Source organism: Mycobacterium sp. 1245499.0 (assembly GCF_001673615.1).
GTDB classification, from domain to species: Bacteria; Actinomycetota; Actinomycetes; order Mycobacteriales; family Mycobacteriaceae; genus Mycobacterium; species Mycobacterium europaeum_A.
The window spans coordinates 1-13,418 of record NZ_LZMG01000245.1 but is presented as its reverse complement, the minus strand read 5'-3'; the positions used below and the strand labels follow the sequence as shown (position 1 = coordinate 13,418).

The 13,418-nt window shown below is 67.6% G+C and carries 13 protein-coding genes and 2 pseudogenes; 7 read left to right on the top strand and 8 right to left on the bottom strand.

The window, feature by feature from the left end:
* On the bottom strand, positions 1-194 hold a 194-nt coding region (locus tag A5646_RS29935), incomplete at its 3' end, for a hypothetical protein (RefSeq protein ID WP_231998324.1).
* A gap of 186 nt (positions 195-380) precedes the next feature.
* Here A5646_RS29935 and A5646_RS13945 point away from each other — a divergent pair.
* The 5 genes from A5646_RS13945 (at position 381) to A5646_RS13925 (ending at position 6,771) form a co-directional block, all read left to right on the top strand.
* Positions 381-752 carry a DUF732 domain-containing protein gene (locus A5646_RS13945; protein WP_066862792.1) on the top strand — a complete coding sequence of 124 codons (372 nt, stop codon included), beginning with the start codon at positions 381-383 and terminating at the stop codon, positions 750-752.
* A gap of 123 nt (positions 753-875) precedes the next feature.
* Positions 876-2,216, top strand: a complete 1,341-nt coding sequence (glnA, locus tag A5646_RS13940; protein ID WP_066862795.1) for a type I glutamate--ammonia ligase — start codon at positions 876-878, stop codon at positions 2,214-2,216.
* 72 nt (positions 2,217-2,288) lie between these two features.
* On the top strand, positions 2,289-5,273 hold the full coding sequence (locus A5646_RS13935; RefSeq protein ID WP_067022123.1) for a bifunctional [glutamine synthetase] adenylyltransferase/[glutamine synthetase]-adenylyl-L-tyrosine phosphorylase: 2,985 nt from the start codon (positions 2,289-2,291) through the stop codon (positions 5,271-5,273).
* A complete protein-coding gene (locus A5646_RS13930; protein ID WP_066877685.1) occupies positions 5,270-5,914 on the top strand; it encodes a PaaI family thioesterase in 645 nt (214 codons plus the stop codon). The genes A5646_RS13935 and A5646_RS13930 overlap by 4 nt, the downstream gene beginning before the upstream one ends.
* On the top strand, positions 5,911-6,771 hold the full coding sequence (locus A5646_RS13925; protein WP_067022121.1) for a TIGR03619 family F420-dependent LLM class oxidoreductase: 861 nt from the start codon (positions 5,911-5,913) through the stop codon (positions 6,769-6,771). The genes A5646_RS13930 and A5646_RS13925 overlap by 4 nt, the downstream gene beginning before the upstream one ends.
* 379 nt (positions 6,772-7,150) lie before the next feature.
* Here A5646_RS13925 and A5646_RS30415 read toward each other — a convergent pair whose 3' ends face one another.
* From A5646_RS30415 to A5646_RS13905, 5 genes and pseudogenes are all read right to left on the bottom strand, one after another.
* Positions 7,151-7,498 carry a zinc-binding dehydrogenase gene (locus A5646_RS30415; RefSeq protein WP_369806939.1) on the bottom strand — a complete coding sequence of 116 codons (348 nt, stop codon included), beginning with the start codon at positions 7,496-7,498 and terminating at the stop codon, positions 7,151-7,153.
* Positions 7,429-7,797, bottom strand: a pseudogene (locus A5646_RS30410) (12-oxophytodienoate reductase); the annotation flags it as partial. The pseudogene A5646_RS30410 and the gene A5646_RS30415, both read right to left, overlap by 70 nt.
* Positions 7,798-7,847: 50 nt before the next feature.
* Positions 7,848-8,657 carry a zinc-binding dehydrogenase gene (locus tag A5646_RS13915; protein WP_369806938.1) on the bottom strand — a complete coding sequence of 270 codons (810 nt, stop codon included), beginning with the start codon at positions 8,655-8,657 and terminating at the stop codon, positions 7,848-7,850.
* Between the two features lie 244 nt (positions 8,658-8,901).
* The gene (locus tag A5646_RS29925) at positions 8,902-9,873 is read right to left on the bottom strand and encodes a hypothetical protein (protein WP_067022117.1); all 972 of its coding nucleotides are present in this window, start codon (positions 9,871-9,873) and stop codon (positions 8,902-8,904) included.
* Between the two features lie 81 nt (positions 9,874-9,954).
* Positions 9,955-10,524 carry a carboxymuconolactone decarboxylase family protein gene (locus A5646_RS13905; protein WP_067022115.1) on the bottom strand — a complete coding sequence of 190 codons (570 nt, stop codon included), beginning with the start codon at positions 10,522-10,524 and terminating at the stop codon, positions 9,955-9,957.
* 141 nt (positions 10,525-10,665) lie between these two features.
* Between A5646_RS13905 and A5646_RS13900 the strand changes: the two genes are divergently transcribed.
* Both A5646_RS13900 and A5646_RS13895 read left to right on the top strand, forming a co-directional pair.
* Positions 10,666-11,229 (top strand): TetR/AcrR family transcriptional regulator, encoded by a 564-nt coding sequence (locus A5646_RS13900; RefSeq protein WP_067022114.1) that lies wholly within the window; start codon positions 10,666-10,668, stop codon positions 11,227-11,229.
* 103 nt (positions 11,230-11,332) lie between these two features.
* A complete protein-coding gene (locus A5646_RS13895) occupies positions 11,333-11,812 on the top strand; it encodes a hypothetical protein (RefSeq protein ID WP_067022112.1) in 480 nt (159 codons plus the stop codon).
* A 69-nt stretch (positions 11,813-11,881) separates the two neighbouring features.
* On the opposite strand, the gene A5646_RS13890 is transcribed toward A5646_RS13895, so the two are convergent.
* On the bottom strand, positions 11,882-12,895 hold the full coding sequence (locus A5646_RS13890) for an NAD(P)-dependent alcohol dehydrogenase (protein ID WP_067022110.1): 1,014 nt from the start codon (positions 12,893-12,895) through the stop codon (positions 11,882-11,884).
* 199 nt (positions 12,896-13,094) lie between these two features.
* Positions 13,095-13,418: pseudogene (locus tag A5646_RS29440) on the bottom strand (cyclase); the annotation flags it as partial.

Below are 13,418 nucleotides of genomic sequence, written 5' to 3'. Positions count from 1 at the left end.
GGCGCGGCGCGACGGCGGCGTCGGCGCATGACCGCGCTCGTTGCGTACGCGGCGATCGCCGCCTCGATAAGCGCGGCCCCGACGGTGGCCGGGGCTGCGCAGCTGCCGGCGCCTCGGGCATCCGGCGCCCAGGACAGCGGGCCTGCCGCGCTTATCGAGGCGGCGATCGCCGCGTACGCAACGAGCGCGGTCATGCGCCGACGCCGCCGTCGCGCCGCGCCGCTCAACTGCGGGTTCGCGCGAAAGCGCTGTGGTGATTCACGATGACAACCGGTTACGATGTCGATCTTTCCAGGTGCCGGCCGCCTCCACTGTTACCACTCGGTATCCATTAGGTGAGAGCGGCCGGGCAGGTGACACAAAGAAGCGAAGATTCTGCCGTGCGCATCCGAATCGCCCGATCCGCCGAGACTCTGGTCAACACCTCGGCGCTGCTTGCCGCCGCGGTCATCTGCGCGGGCGGCGCGGCGGCCGACCCGGATCAGGACGCGCAGTTCGTGGCGTTGCTCGCACAAAAGCAGATCCCGGCCACCGACAACGTGCCGGGCCTGGTGTACCGGGCCCGTGAGATCTGCGGGGAACTCGATCACGGCTCCTCGGTCCAGGCCGCCGTGGACGAGGAGGTGAACACGGCGTACCGGGAAAACCCGTCCCTGCGGATAGTCGCCGACCGCGTTACCCGCACCGCGGTCAAATTCGTGTCGGCGTCGGTGGACGTCTACTGCCCAGGCCATCAAGGCGAGCTGCCCTAGCGGCGACCGCGTGCCTTTGCACGCACGGCTCCCCGGCGCGTGGCGTCGCGCCGCAATGTGGGCAATGGTTCTGAGCGGGCATCGGTAACACAGAATTAACAGCAGTTGCATACTGTTCGGGTTATGGATCGACAGAAGGAATTCGTCCTCCGCACCCTCGAGGAACGGGACATCCGCTTCGTTCGGCTGTGGTTTACCGATGTGCTCGGTTTCCTCAAGTCGGTCGCCATCGCCCCGGCCGAGCTCGAAGGCGCCTTCGAGGAGGGCATCGGCTTCGACGGATCCTCGATCGAGGGCTTCTCCCGGGTCTCCGAATCCGACACCGTGGCCAACCCCGACCCGTCCACCTTCCAGGTGCTGCCGTGGGCCTCGGCCAACGGCCACCACCACTCGGCGCGGATGTTCTGCGACATCACCATGCCGGACGGCTCGCCGTCGTGGGCCGACCCCCGCCACGTGCTGCGCCGCCAGCTGCAGAAGGCCAACGACCTGGGCTTCTCCTGCTACGTGCACCCCGAGATCGAATTCTTCCTGCTCAAGCCGGGCCCCGACGACGGGACGCCGCCCGTTCCCGTCGACAACGCCGGCTACTTCGACCAGGCGGTCCACGACTCCGCCTCGAACTTCCGCCGCCACGCCATCGAAGCCCTGGAATTCATGGGCATCTCGGTGGAGTTCAGCCACCACGAGGGCGCGCCCGGCCAGCAGGAGATCGACCTGCGCTTCGCCGACGCCCTGTCGATGGCCGACAACGTGATGACGTTCCGTTACGTCATCAAGGAGGTGGCGATCGAGAACGGCGCCCGCGCGACCTTCATGCCCAAGCCGTTCGGGCAGCATCCCGGGTCCGCGATGCACACCCACATGAGCCTGTTCGAGGGCGACGTCAACGCGTTCCACAGCCCCGACGACCCGCTGCAGCTGTCCGACGTGGGCAAGTCGTTCATCGCCGGAATTCTCGAGCACGCCTCGGAGATCAGCGCCGTCACCAATCAATGGGTCAACTCCTACAAGCGACTGGTCGGCGGCGGCGAGGCGCCCACCGCCGCGTCCTGGGGTGCGGCCAACCGGTCCGCGCTGGTGCGGGTGCCCATGTACACGCCGCACAAGACGTCGTCGCGGCGCGTCGAGGTGCGCAGCCCCGACTCGGCCTGCAACCCGTACCTGGCCTTCGCCGTGCTGCTGGCCGCCGGGCTGCGCGGGGTGGAGAAGGGCTACGTGCTGGGGCCACAGGCCGAGGACAACGTGTGGGACCTGACCGCCGAGGAACGCATCGCGATGGGATACCGCGAGCTGCCGACGAGCCTGGACAGCGCGCTGCGCGCCATGGAGTCCTCCGAGCTGGTCGCGGAAACCTTGGGGGAGCACGTGTTTGACTTCTTCCTGCGCAATAAGCGCACGGAGTGGGCCAACTACCGCAGCCACGTCACCCCATACGAGCTGAGCACCTACCTGTCCCTGTAGGTCCGGATCGGGCATATCCCGTTGTGCACTAGCGCCGCTCGTGCCTGAAGACGGGCGGCTTGCGCTACGGTCGTGGTCGTGACCAAACCCGCGACGCAGCGCCCCAGGCTGCCCAGCGTCGGCCGGCTCGGGTTGGTCGATCCGCAAGCGGCCGAACGCATGGCGCAACTGGGGTGGTACGAGCACGACGACCAGGCGCACGTCGACCTGCTGTGGTCGCTGTCGCGCGCGGCCGACCCTGACGCCGCGCTGCTGGCCCTGGTCCGGCTCTCGGAGAACCCCGACGCCGGGTGGGACGAACTCAACGCCGCCCTGCTCGCCGAACGCCCGCTGCGCGGCCGGCTGTTCGGCGTGCTCGGCGCGTCGCTGGCCCTGGGCGATCACCTGATCGCGCAGCCGCAATCCTGGAAATTGTTGCGCGGCAACGTCAAACTGCCCACCCGCGACGAGCTGCGCGCGGTGTTCACCGGCTGCGTGGATGAGGCGCTGGCCGCGCCGGGTTCGGCGATGGTGCGCCTGCGCACCCGCTACCGCGACCAGCTGCTGGTGCTGGCCGCGCTGGACCTGGCCGCCACCGTCGAGGACGAGCCGGTGGTCCCGTTCACCGTGGTGGCGGCCCACCTCTCGGACCTGGCCGACGCCGCGCTGGCCGCCGCGCTGCGGGTGGCCGAGAACAGCGTGTGCGGCGACCGGACGCCGCCGCGGCTGGCGGTCATCGCGATGGGCAAATGCGGTGCCCGCGAACTGAACTACGTCAGCGACGTCGACGTCATCTTCGTCGGCGAGCAGGCCGACACCGTCACCACCCGGGTGGCCAGCGAGATGATGCGGCTGGCCTCCGAGGCGTTTTTCCAGGTCGACGCCGGTCTGCGGCCCGAGGGGCGCAGCGGGGAACTGGTCCGCACCGTCGAGTCGCACATCGCCTACTACCAGCGCTGGGCCAAGACCTGGGAGTTCCAGGCGCTGCTGAAAGCCCGTGCGGCCGTAGGCGACGCGGAGCTGGGGCGGCGCTACCTGGACGCGTTGATGCCGATGGTGTGGGTCGCCTGCGAGCGTGAGGACTTCGTGGTCGAGGTGCAGGCCATGCGGCGCCGGGTCGAGCAGCTGGTGCCCGCCGAGGTCCGCGGCCGCGAGATCAAGCTGGGCAGCGGCGGGCTGCGCGATGTGGAATTCGCCGTGCAGCTGCTGCAGCTGGTGCACGGCCGCGGCGACGACTCGCTGCACGTGGCGTCGACGGTGGACGCGCTGGCCGCGCTGGGTCAGGGCGGCTACATCGGACGCGAGGACGCGGCCAACCTGACCGCCTCCTACGAGTTCCTCCGGCTGCTCGAGCACCGGTTGCAGCTGCAGCGGCTCAAGCGCACCCACCTGCTGCCCGAGGCCGACGACGAGGAAGCGGTGCGTTGGCTGGCGCGGGCCGCCCACATCCGGCCGGACGGACGCCACGACGCCGCCGGGGTGCTGCGCGAGGAGCTGCGACACCAGAACCTGCGGGTCTCCCAGCTGCACGCCAAGCTCTTCTATCAGCCGCTGCTGGAATCCATCGGCCCGGCCGGGCTGGAGATCGCGCACGGCATGACCTCCGAAGCCGCCGAGCGCCAGCTGGCCGCGCTGGGCTACGAGGGACCGCAGACCGCGCTGAAGCACATGTCGGCCCTGGTCAACCTCAGCGGCCGGCGCGGGCGGGTGCAGTCGGTGCTGCTGCCCCGGCTGCTGAACTGGATGTCGTACGCGCCCGACCCCGACGGCGGGCTGTTGGCCTACCGGCGGCTGTCCGAGGCGCTGTCCGGCGAGAGCTGGTACCTGGCCACGCTGCGCGACAAGCCCGCGGTGGCCCGCCGGCTCATGCACGTGCTGGGCACCTCCGCGTACGTGCCGGACCTGCTGATGCGCGCCCCGCGGGTGATTCAGGACTACGGCGACGGGCCGTCGGGCCCCAGGCTGCTCGACGCCGAGCCCGCCGCGGTGGCCCGCGCGCTGGTCGCCTCGGCCAGTCGCTACTCCGACCCGGTCCGGGCCATAGCCGGCGCGCGCACCCTGCGGCGCCGCGAGCTGGCCCGCATCGCCTCGGCCGACCTGCTCGGCATGCTCGAGGTCACCGACGTCTGCGCGGCGCTGACCTCGGTGTGGGTGGCGGTGCTGCAGGCCGCGCTGGAGGCGATGATCCGGGCCAACCTGCCGGTGAGCGGCAGGGCGCCGGCGGCCATCGCGGTCATCGGCATGGGCCGGCTCGGAGGCGCCGAGTTGGGTTACGGCTCCGACGCCGACGTGATGTTCGTCTGCGAGCCGACGCCCGGAGTCGAGGATTCCGCGGCGGTGCGCTGGGCGAACGGCGTCGCCGAGCAGGTTCGCGCGTTGCTGGGCACGCCCAGCGTCGACCCGCCGCTGGAGGTCGACGCCAACCTGCGGCCCGAGGGCCGCCAGGGCCCGCTGGTGCGCACCCTGGCCTCCTACGCCGCCTACTACGAGCAGTGGGCGCAGCCGTGGGAGATCCAGGCGTTGCTGCGGGCGCACGCGGTCGCCGGCGACGCGGAGCTGGGGCAGCGGTTCCTGCTGATGGCCGACAAGACCCGTTATCCGCCCAACGGGGTGTCCACCGAGGCAATGCAGGAGATCCGGCGCATCAAGGCCCGCGTCGATTCCGAGCGGCTGCCGCGCGGCGCGGACCCCAACACCCACACCAAGCTGGGCCGCGGGGGACTGGCCGACATCGAATGGACCGTGCAGCTGCTGCAACTGCGGCACGCGCACGAGATCCCCGCGCTGCACAACACGTCGACGCTGCAGTGCCTGGACGCGATCGCCGCGGCCGAGCTGGTGCCCGCAGACGAGGTCGACCTGTTGCGGCAGGCTTGGCTGACCGCCACCCGGGCCCGCAACGCGCTGGTGCTGGTCCGCGGCAAGCCCACCGACCAGCTGCCCGGGCCCGGACGCCAGCTCAACGCCGTGGCCGTGGCCGCGGGCTGGCCCACCGACGATGGCGGGGAGTTCCTGGACAACTATCTACGGGTGACGCGAAGGGCAAAAGCGGTGGTGCGCAAGGTGTTCGGAAGTTGAGTCAGGAGTCCGGCGCGTTGGACGCCATATTCGAGGTGCTCAGCGCGGCGGAGGCCGATCGCGTGACCGCCCTGTACGCTCCGCTGGCCGATGCGGTCCGTGAGCTCGTCGACGCGACCATCCGCACCGAGGCCGACGACGACGTCGTCGCCGAGGCCCGGCGCACGATCCAGGCCGTCACCGCGTCGCTGCGGCAACGCACCCGGCCGATGGGGGTGAGCTACCGCGTCAACGGTCGCCCGCTGCCGTTGGGCAACGCCGCGATCGGCGTGTGCAATCCCATCGCCCCGCCGATCGTCGTGCACCACGAGGGCGAGGGGCGCTGCTGGAGCCAGTTCACCCTCGGCTCGGCCTACGAGGGTCCGCCCAAACTGGTGCACGGCGGTGTCAGCGCCCTGGTGCTCGACCACATGCTCGGCGAGGCGGCCAGCGAGGGGCTGTCCAAGGCGCGGTTCACCGGAACCATCACCGTGAAATATCTGCGCGGCACCCCGCTCGGTCCGCTGCGCTGTGACGCGTGGGTCGACGGCAAAGAGGGCCGCAAAGTCTTTGCGCGCGGCACCATTTCGGATGCCGCCGGTGTCACCGTCGAGGCCGACGGCGTCTTCATCGAGCCGGCCTGGGCGCAGGAGCTGCAGTGAAGTTCTACATCAGCAGCGCGTTTTTGAACACCCGCGAGATCATCGAGCTGGCCAAGGCGGCCGACGAACTCGGCTACGACGGGATCGGCATACCCGACCACGTCGTCAACCTCGAGACGCTGGACACGCCGTACCCCTACACCAAAGACGGCCAGCGGCGCTGGCAACCCTTCACGGACTGGCCCGACCCCTGGGTGCTGGTGGGTGCGCTGGCTCAGGTCACCACGCGGTTGCGGTTCGTCAACACCGTCTACATTCCCGCCATGCGCAACCCCTTCTCGGCGGCCAAAGCCATTGGCACCGCCGCGGTTCTGGCGTCCGGCCGGGTGGAGCTGGGCATCGGGGTGGGCTGGTGCCGCGAGGAATTCGCTCTGATGGGTGAGCCATTCGAGGCCCGCGGCAAGCGCACCGACGAGATCATCGAGCTGATGCGGGCGCTGTGGTCGCCGGGCTGGACGGAGTTCGACGGCGCGTTCTTTTCCGCGCCCCGCCTCGAGATGCAACCCACCCCGCCGCCGATCCCGGTGTATGTCGGCGGCCTGTCCGATGTCGCGCTGCGCCGCGCCGCCCGCAACGACGGCTGGATCGGCGATTTGATCAAGACCGAGCGGGCCATCGAGGCGGTCGGGCGGCTGCGGGAATTGCGCGCCGAAAACGGTTTGACCATGGACGATTTCACCATCCTGACACCGCTGACCGACGCTTTCACCACCGCGGACTACCGGCGGGTCGAGGATGCCGGCATCACCGGCATCATCACGATGCCGTGGATGTTCTATGCCGGGCCCGACGCCAGCCTGGACGACAAGATCGACGGCATGCAACGCTTCCGCAAGGACCTCGAGCTCGACGGTTAGTGCCACGTCGATCGTGCCCAGCGTCAAACGCCGAGCCGATCCCTATCCGCCGGCGCAGTCGAAGGCATGCCGTCTCGCCAGTGGCGCTCAACTGGGTCGCTCCGATGCAGCCCATCAGGCCTGCGACGGTATACACCAGCCACCAGTCCACCTTCGGGCCAAGCACGGCCTCGAAGGTTCGCATATGCACCACCGGCCACAAGCCGCCGGCAACGTTGAACGCTCCATGTAGCCGCGCCAAGGCAGAGCCCGGCTTTGATTGAGCGGCGCAGCCGGGAGCGTTGCGTCCATGACCAACCGGCTACCCCGGGCCGGCAATCAGAAACGCGGCAAATACGAACCACCGCGGCTCGATTGCAGCGTGGTGGTGTGCACCGACTCAGTTGACCCGGATGACGAGCTTGCCCAGGTGCTTTCCGTCGCGTAGTCGCTCGAATGCCGCTCTCGCGTCTGGAAATTCGAAGATTTTGTCGATGACGGGTGTGAGCCCGGTGGTAGTGACCGCCCGCACGAGACTGTGCAGCTGAGTGCGGTCGCCGGCCGTGATGGACCGCGTTGTTGCGTCACTGCACCGATAGGTTCGCCGTAGAAATCGATTCCGGAAGGACTGGCGGTGGGGACGTCGGGGAAGAGACTGGGCTGGTGGCCCCGGTAGACGCCTGCGTGCAGCAGCTGGGAGAAAATTGCCGCACCTTCGTCGTGGACAGCCTCGACCACCGGCTTCCATGCCGCTTTCGTGCTGTCGTGGAAGTAGCTGAGCATGTCGAGGTCCGTCGCGGTGCTCGGGTCGGGGATCAGGGCTGATTCGGTGATCAACAGGCCCAATCCGCCCGCGGCGCGCCGCCGAAAGTAGGGGACGTATGCCGCGGTGGGTATGCCGTCGGGGGTGGCGTAGCGCGTCATCGGCGCGAGCGCGAACCGGTTTGGCAGCCGCAGCGAGCCTACCGATAACGGAGTCAGCAAGCCCGAGATGTCGACAGCGTCATCCACCTGAGACGAGTCAGGTGGGCGAAAGTTCTTCGTCATTCGATTCCTCTCGGCCGTTGATCAGGACGCGGTGTGTCGACTTGTGTCAGCTACCAGGTGAGTACGAGCCGGCCCCGCAGCCCGCCGGCCTCTAACCGCCGATGTGCCTCGGCGGCCTGCTCGGCGGGAAGGGTGTCCGCTACCCGCAGCGTCAGGACGCCGCGCTCCACGAGATCGCGCAGAGTGTTCAGAACGTCGGTGCGTGTGGTGTGCTCGGTCACGGATACCCTGTGCCAAGCGATGTTTCGTTCGGTGAGGCCGACGTGTTGGCGGGCCGAGGTGACGGCGCCGCCACCGCGGATCGCGGGAACGATCGCGTCCTCGTACAGTGCGGCGTCGACGACTCCGTCGACGCCGTCAGGTATCGCGCCACGGATGTGGTCGGCCACCTTGTCTCCGCGGCGGACCACAATGTCTGCCCCTAGCTCCGTCACCAACTGCTCATCGGTTTCAGCGGCATCCGCGATCACTTGCAGCCCTTGACTCTTGGCTAGTTGAACGGCGTAGCCGCCCAGAGCTCCGGCCGCGCCCGTCACCGCGACGGTGCCGCCGGCGGGGACGGCCAGCGCCTCGAGCATGGCGTAGGCGGTCAGCGCATTCATGAGAAGGGTGGACGCGGCAGCGGCTGTGGCGTTACCGGGTGCTCGCACAACCGAGCGAGCGTCGGTGACCACGTATTCGGCGTACGCGCCGACATCGCCCGTCGGGCTGAGCGTCAGGCCGATAACCTGTTGGCCGATCGGGATCGCAGCGTCATCAGCGGACTCGTCGACAACACCGCAGAAGTCCCATCCCGGCACGTACGGCGGTTCGGGGTATTTTCCTCCGGGGAGCGTTTCTGGCGCATAGGTGCTGCGCATCCAGCCCGACCGGGCCGCTGTGTCGGCAGGATTGACAGCGCACGCCTGGACGCGGACGCGAACATGCCCGCGCCCTGCGTGAGGCTCCGGTAACTCCAAGACACGCAAGACCTCAGGAGCACCGAATTCGGTGTAACCGATCGCTTTCATACCTCGCCACAACCAATCATGGACGCTCCTATTCCCGAGGGTCGACATGTGCCATCCGATACGAACAATGAAAAAGGCAGGGGATCAGTGTGTTTCAATGCAGTTCGACGCGCAGCAGCGCCGCATTGCGCACGATGCCGCGTGGGGGCGCGGTGGTGCCCCCGTCGGTGGTGACGTAAAACAGTCTTCCGCGCTGGTCGGGGCGCCGTCCCCAAGCGGCGCTGGACGGTCCGATCAGCGCCTCGTCGAAGGGGTCGCCGACGAGGTGGCGGACCTCGCTGCCGTGCCCGGGGTGCAGCGGTACCCGATCGATGGTGTTGGCGCGGTGGCGGGTGACGTAGGCGAACCCGGCGTCCTCGTCCACGCAGAAGTCGTCTGCGTTGTCGATCGCGGCGACGAACTCCGGCGCCGCGGCAGGGTTGCGTGTCACGGGGTCGACGGCGACCCGCATGAACACTTTCTGCGCGGTCGAGGTGTAGTACAGGTAGCCGGTTTGGGTGCTGTAGTGCAGTCCGTTGACACCCGGTTGGGGCGGCGGCGACAGGCCGCTGTCGGCGTCGAAGGCCATGGTGTCGTGCGTCAACCACACGTCGGCGGTGACCGCATGGCCGTCGCCGGCGAGGTCGACTCGCCAGATCAGGCCGGCGAAGCAGTCGGCGATCGCCAGCACGTCGGGGCCGAGCAGGCAGCTGCCGTTGAGTCCGCGGGCGCGTTCGTCGAACCGGTAAATGTTCTCCGGGATGACGGGTTGGCCGGGAACCCAGCCGGCGAGATCGACTCTGACAAGCAGAGATTCGTGGGTCGTGTAGGCCTCTGTGAGGCTGAGGACGAACACGTCTGCTGCAACTTCCACGATGCCGGTGACCGGATGGTCAAAGCGATGCAACAGGACGGGCTCCACCAGCGAATCGCTGTGGGCGGCGGGGACGTACCAGAGTTCCTTCTGCAGCACCGCGGTTATCAAGACGGAACCGTCAGCGCGCACGGCCAGGTTTTCCAGGAAGAAATTCTTTGGGAAGAGCGCCACGGGTACCAACGTGACCGTGGGCAGCGGTTCGTCAAGCATGGGTGGTCCTACCTTTCGGTGTCTTGTTGAACTTGCGCAGCATGTGCAGGCCACGGCCGCCCCCGAGGGGGTGGGGGAGCGTCACTGGTCCAAACCGGTAGCGTCGGCGGGCACGTCGAACGCGCCCAGCGTCAGGCACACCATGGTGAACCAGCCCAGCAGCACCGTCACGTCAACGATGCCGGCATCGCCGAGCAGATCCCGGGCACGCTGGTACAACCCCATCGGAACCAGGCGCTCTGCCAGCAACGCCGAGGCAAGCTCGTAGACCACCTGCTGGCGTGGATCGTTGAAGGATGTCGGCAACCCCGCGACCAACGCTTCGACGCGCCGCGCGTCGAGCCCGCCGTCCCGCTCGCCGATGATCTCGTGCTCGTAGCTGGCGTACGCGCTGCGCCACCGGCCGCACACCAGGTTGGTCGCAATCTCGATCTCCGCCTTGCTCAGCGTCGAGCTGCGCTGGTAGTAAGCCCCGGTAGGCACGATCGCCTTCGACAGTGTCGGGTTGGCCAGCCAGATCTTGTGCGGACCCGGCACCAACCCCCGCAACTCGCGGGTGAAGTCATAGGCCTGCTTCATCTCCGGTGACATCGCGTGCACCGGCATCTCCACAAACCGGCCGAAAGTCCCGAATTGCGGTGTATCACTCATTGATTCATCCCTTCTTATAAACCGAACCACCAACGGTCCGGTGTTCAGATAAGAGAATGGGCGTTCATTTTTTTATGATGCCACCGCCGCTCGATGACGTCAAACGCGAACGATCGTGTGCGTTTGAGTTAGGGTGTGACGATGCCGAAGGTGTCACACGAGTACCGCGCCGAACGCCGCGCGCACATCCTGGCCGCGGCACGCAGGTGCTTTGTGCGTGACGGCTTCCATGGCACTTCGATGCAGGACCTCGTCGACGAGGCCGGTGTTTCCTCCGGCGCGGTATACCGCTACTTTCCCAGTAAGGACGCCGTCATCGAGACGATCGCCGCCGAGAATCTTGATCAGGTTGTCAACGTGATCCGCGCGTCGATCGGGGACGGCTTGACCGCGGAAGCGGCCATCGGTGCCGTCCTCGACTTCGTCACCGCCCGTCACGCCGAGGATGGATTTGCCGCGATCGCGTTGCTCGTCTGGTCGGAGGCGATGCGCAATCCCGTTTTAGCAGAACGACTCCGCGACTCGATCGCGGACGCGGCACGGCTCCTACGATCGCCCAAACGCCCCGGCCGTGACGCGGCGGCGATCACCGACCTGTTGTTGTGTGTCCTGCCCGGCTACCTGATGCAATTGGCCCTCACCGGACCGGCCGCCGTCAAACGCATACCTCGAACCGTGGAGAAGGTCTTCGGACCATCGGCCTGACACCTAATTCGGCGCCGCGGGGCACCTAAACGGCGGCGAAGGGACGCTCGCGCTGCGCCGCATCGCCTATGTTTCGGGAATCCTTGCCCGAACGGAGTCGAAGATGCGCACCTGTGTCTGCGTTGCGGCCGCGGCCGTCGCGGTGGTGACGGCGGCGTGCGGTGGTTCACCGTATGTGGGCCTCTCGACGGTCACGTCCAGGCCCCACCCCACGACGGTCACGAGCCCGGTCTCGCACGCGAGCGCGGCCGCCGCCGACGCCTACTTGCGGTCGCTGGTCCCGACGCCGGCGACCGCGAAGAGGACCGACGGCCCCGATCCCATTCATGACGGCGGCATCCGTCTGCACTTCTTCGTCAACGGAGCGCCGGCCGAGGTGCTGAGCGCCTACAAGACCGCGCTTCTCGACGGGCACTGGACGCTGATCGTCGACAGTTCGAGCGATGGCAGGACGACGTATACCGCCAGGAACGGCAACACATTCGGGGTCTTCACCGCAGGAAGTTTCGGCGGTGCGACGGACATCGACGCCTGCGCGTGGCCGTCGGCGCCCGCCGACAAGGACTGCGCGCGCCGCGGATAACAGCCGAGGCGGCAAAATGCGAAACCACCCGCGCGGCAATCTCCACGCGGGTGGTTTCGTCACGCCGGTTCAGCTGACCGTGATGACGAGCTTGCCGAGATGCTTGCCGTCGCGCAGCCGTTCGAATGCCGCTTGGGCATCAGAGAATTCGAAGATTTCGTCGATGACGGGTGTGAGCCCGGTGGCGGTGACCGCCCGCACGAGACTGTGCAGCTGAGTGCGGTCGCCGACCGTGATGGACCGCGTTGTTGCGTCACTGCCCTTGAGCAAGAAGTAGTCGATCCCGGGATTGTCCTGGCCCAGGAAGCCGATCAGGGTCACTTCCCCTCCCACGGCGACCGCCCGCAATGACTGCTCGATGGTGGTCGGCCCACCGACTTCGACGACGCGGTCGACGCCGCGGCCTTCGGTTAGTTCGCGTGCCCGTTGGCCCCATTGCGGGTCGGTGCGGTAGTTGATCACCGCGTCAGCACCCAACGACCGCAACACCCGTGCCTTGTCTGTGCTGGAAGTCGTCGCGATGAGATGAGCCCCAGCAAGTTTCGCCAGTTGCACGGCGAAGACCGATACCCCGCCGGAACCGAGAGTCAACACGGTTTGGCCGGCGCGGATCGGTGCGGGACCGCCCAGCGCGTTCCAGGCGGTGACACCGGCGCAGGGCAGCGTGGCGGCGTGTTCGTCCGCCAGGCCGGGTGGCACGGCGACGACCGATTCCCGGGAGACCACTTTGTATTCGGTGAGCCATCCGTCCTGGCCGCTGCCGTAACTGTCGGACTCTGCGGTCGCCGGGAGCGGTCCACCGAACCACCTGGGTTGAAATGTCCCGACCACCCGGTCGCCGGGGCGGTAGTCGGCGACGCCTTCACCGACCTCGACGACCTCGGCGACGGCGTCGCTGCACGGCACCAAACCGGTTTTGGCCTTCCGCACGTAGCGGCCCAGCGGGATCGCGATGTCGCGGTAGTTCAGCGAGACCGCTTTGATCCGCAACAGGAGTTCTCCGCGTTCGGGTGCGGGAACGGGCTCGTCGTGCAACTGCAGACCGTCCAGCCCGCCGTGATGATCGAATCGGTATGCGCGCATGGCGACAGTCCCTTCGGATGTGGGTTGGATGAAATCGAGATCGACCCGTGCAGAGCGTTTCGCGTGGCCGAGGTTGCGTCGGCTTGTTCAGCGATCGCAGTCATCCCACAGCACAACCAATTGCGTGCGGTCCTATTCCCGGCGATCGCACGGCTATCGCGGACAGCTCGAAGATAGCCGGCCGTGGCGAGCGCCGAGGTCAGGGCATTGCTTTGGCCCAGGCCATGTGCCCTTCGAAACCATAGGTTGCCGCCATCGTGCGGTAGCGGTCCCGGTGGTCGCGATAAGCTCTGACGTCGCCGTGTGCTTGCGCCAGCAGAGCGCGTAACCTAGCGACCCAGATGTCGGTCATGACAAACCCGGATTCGGTTGGCGTAGAAGATAAACGCTCGATCAGCGTCTCCGCTTCACCGAAATCGGCGGCGGCACTCCTCTTGAGTAGCGCAGTCACGAGCGCCGAAATTGCGGCCCCGCGTAGCACCATTTCGCCGGACGCGATCAGATCATCGACGGTCGCGCGGCC

Coding starts and splice junctions, on each gene's coding strand:
- A5646_RS13915 (WP_369806938.1), bottom strand. CDS start 8,657: ATGCGCAGCACCTATGCGCCAGAAACGCTCCCCGGAGGAAAATACCCC.
- A5646_RS13890 (WP_067022110.1), bottom strand. CDS start 12,895: ATGCGCGCATACCGATTCGATCATCACGGCGGGCTGGACGGTCTGCAG.
- A5646_RS30415 (WP_369806939.1), bottom strand. CDS start 7,498: ATGGAAGCCGGTGGTCGAGGCTGTCCACGACGAAGGTGCGGCAATTTT.
- A5646_RS13900 (WP_067022114.1), top strand. CDS start 10,666: ATGCCGAAGGTGTCACACGAGTACCGCGCCGAACGCCGCGCGCACATC.
- A5646_RS13905 (WP_067022115.1), bottom strand. CDS start 10,524: ATGAGTGATACACCGCAATTCGGGACTTTCGGCCGGTTTGTGGAGATG.
- A5646_RS29925 (WP_067022117.1), bottom strand. CDS start 9,873: ATGCTTGACGAACCGCTGCCCACGGTCACGTTGGTACCCGTGGCGCTC.
- A5646_RS13895 (WP_067022112.1), top strand. CDS start 11,333: ATGCGCACCTGTGTCTGCGTTGCGGCCGCGGCCGTCGCGGTGGTGACG.
- glnA (WP_066862795.1), top strand. CDS start 876: ATGGATCGACAGAAGGAATTCGTCCTCCGCACCCTCGAGGAACGGGAC.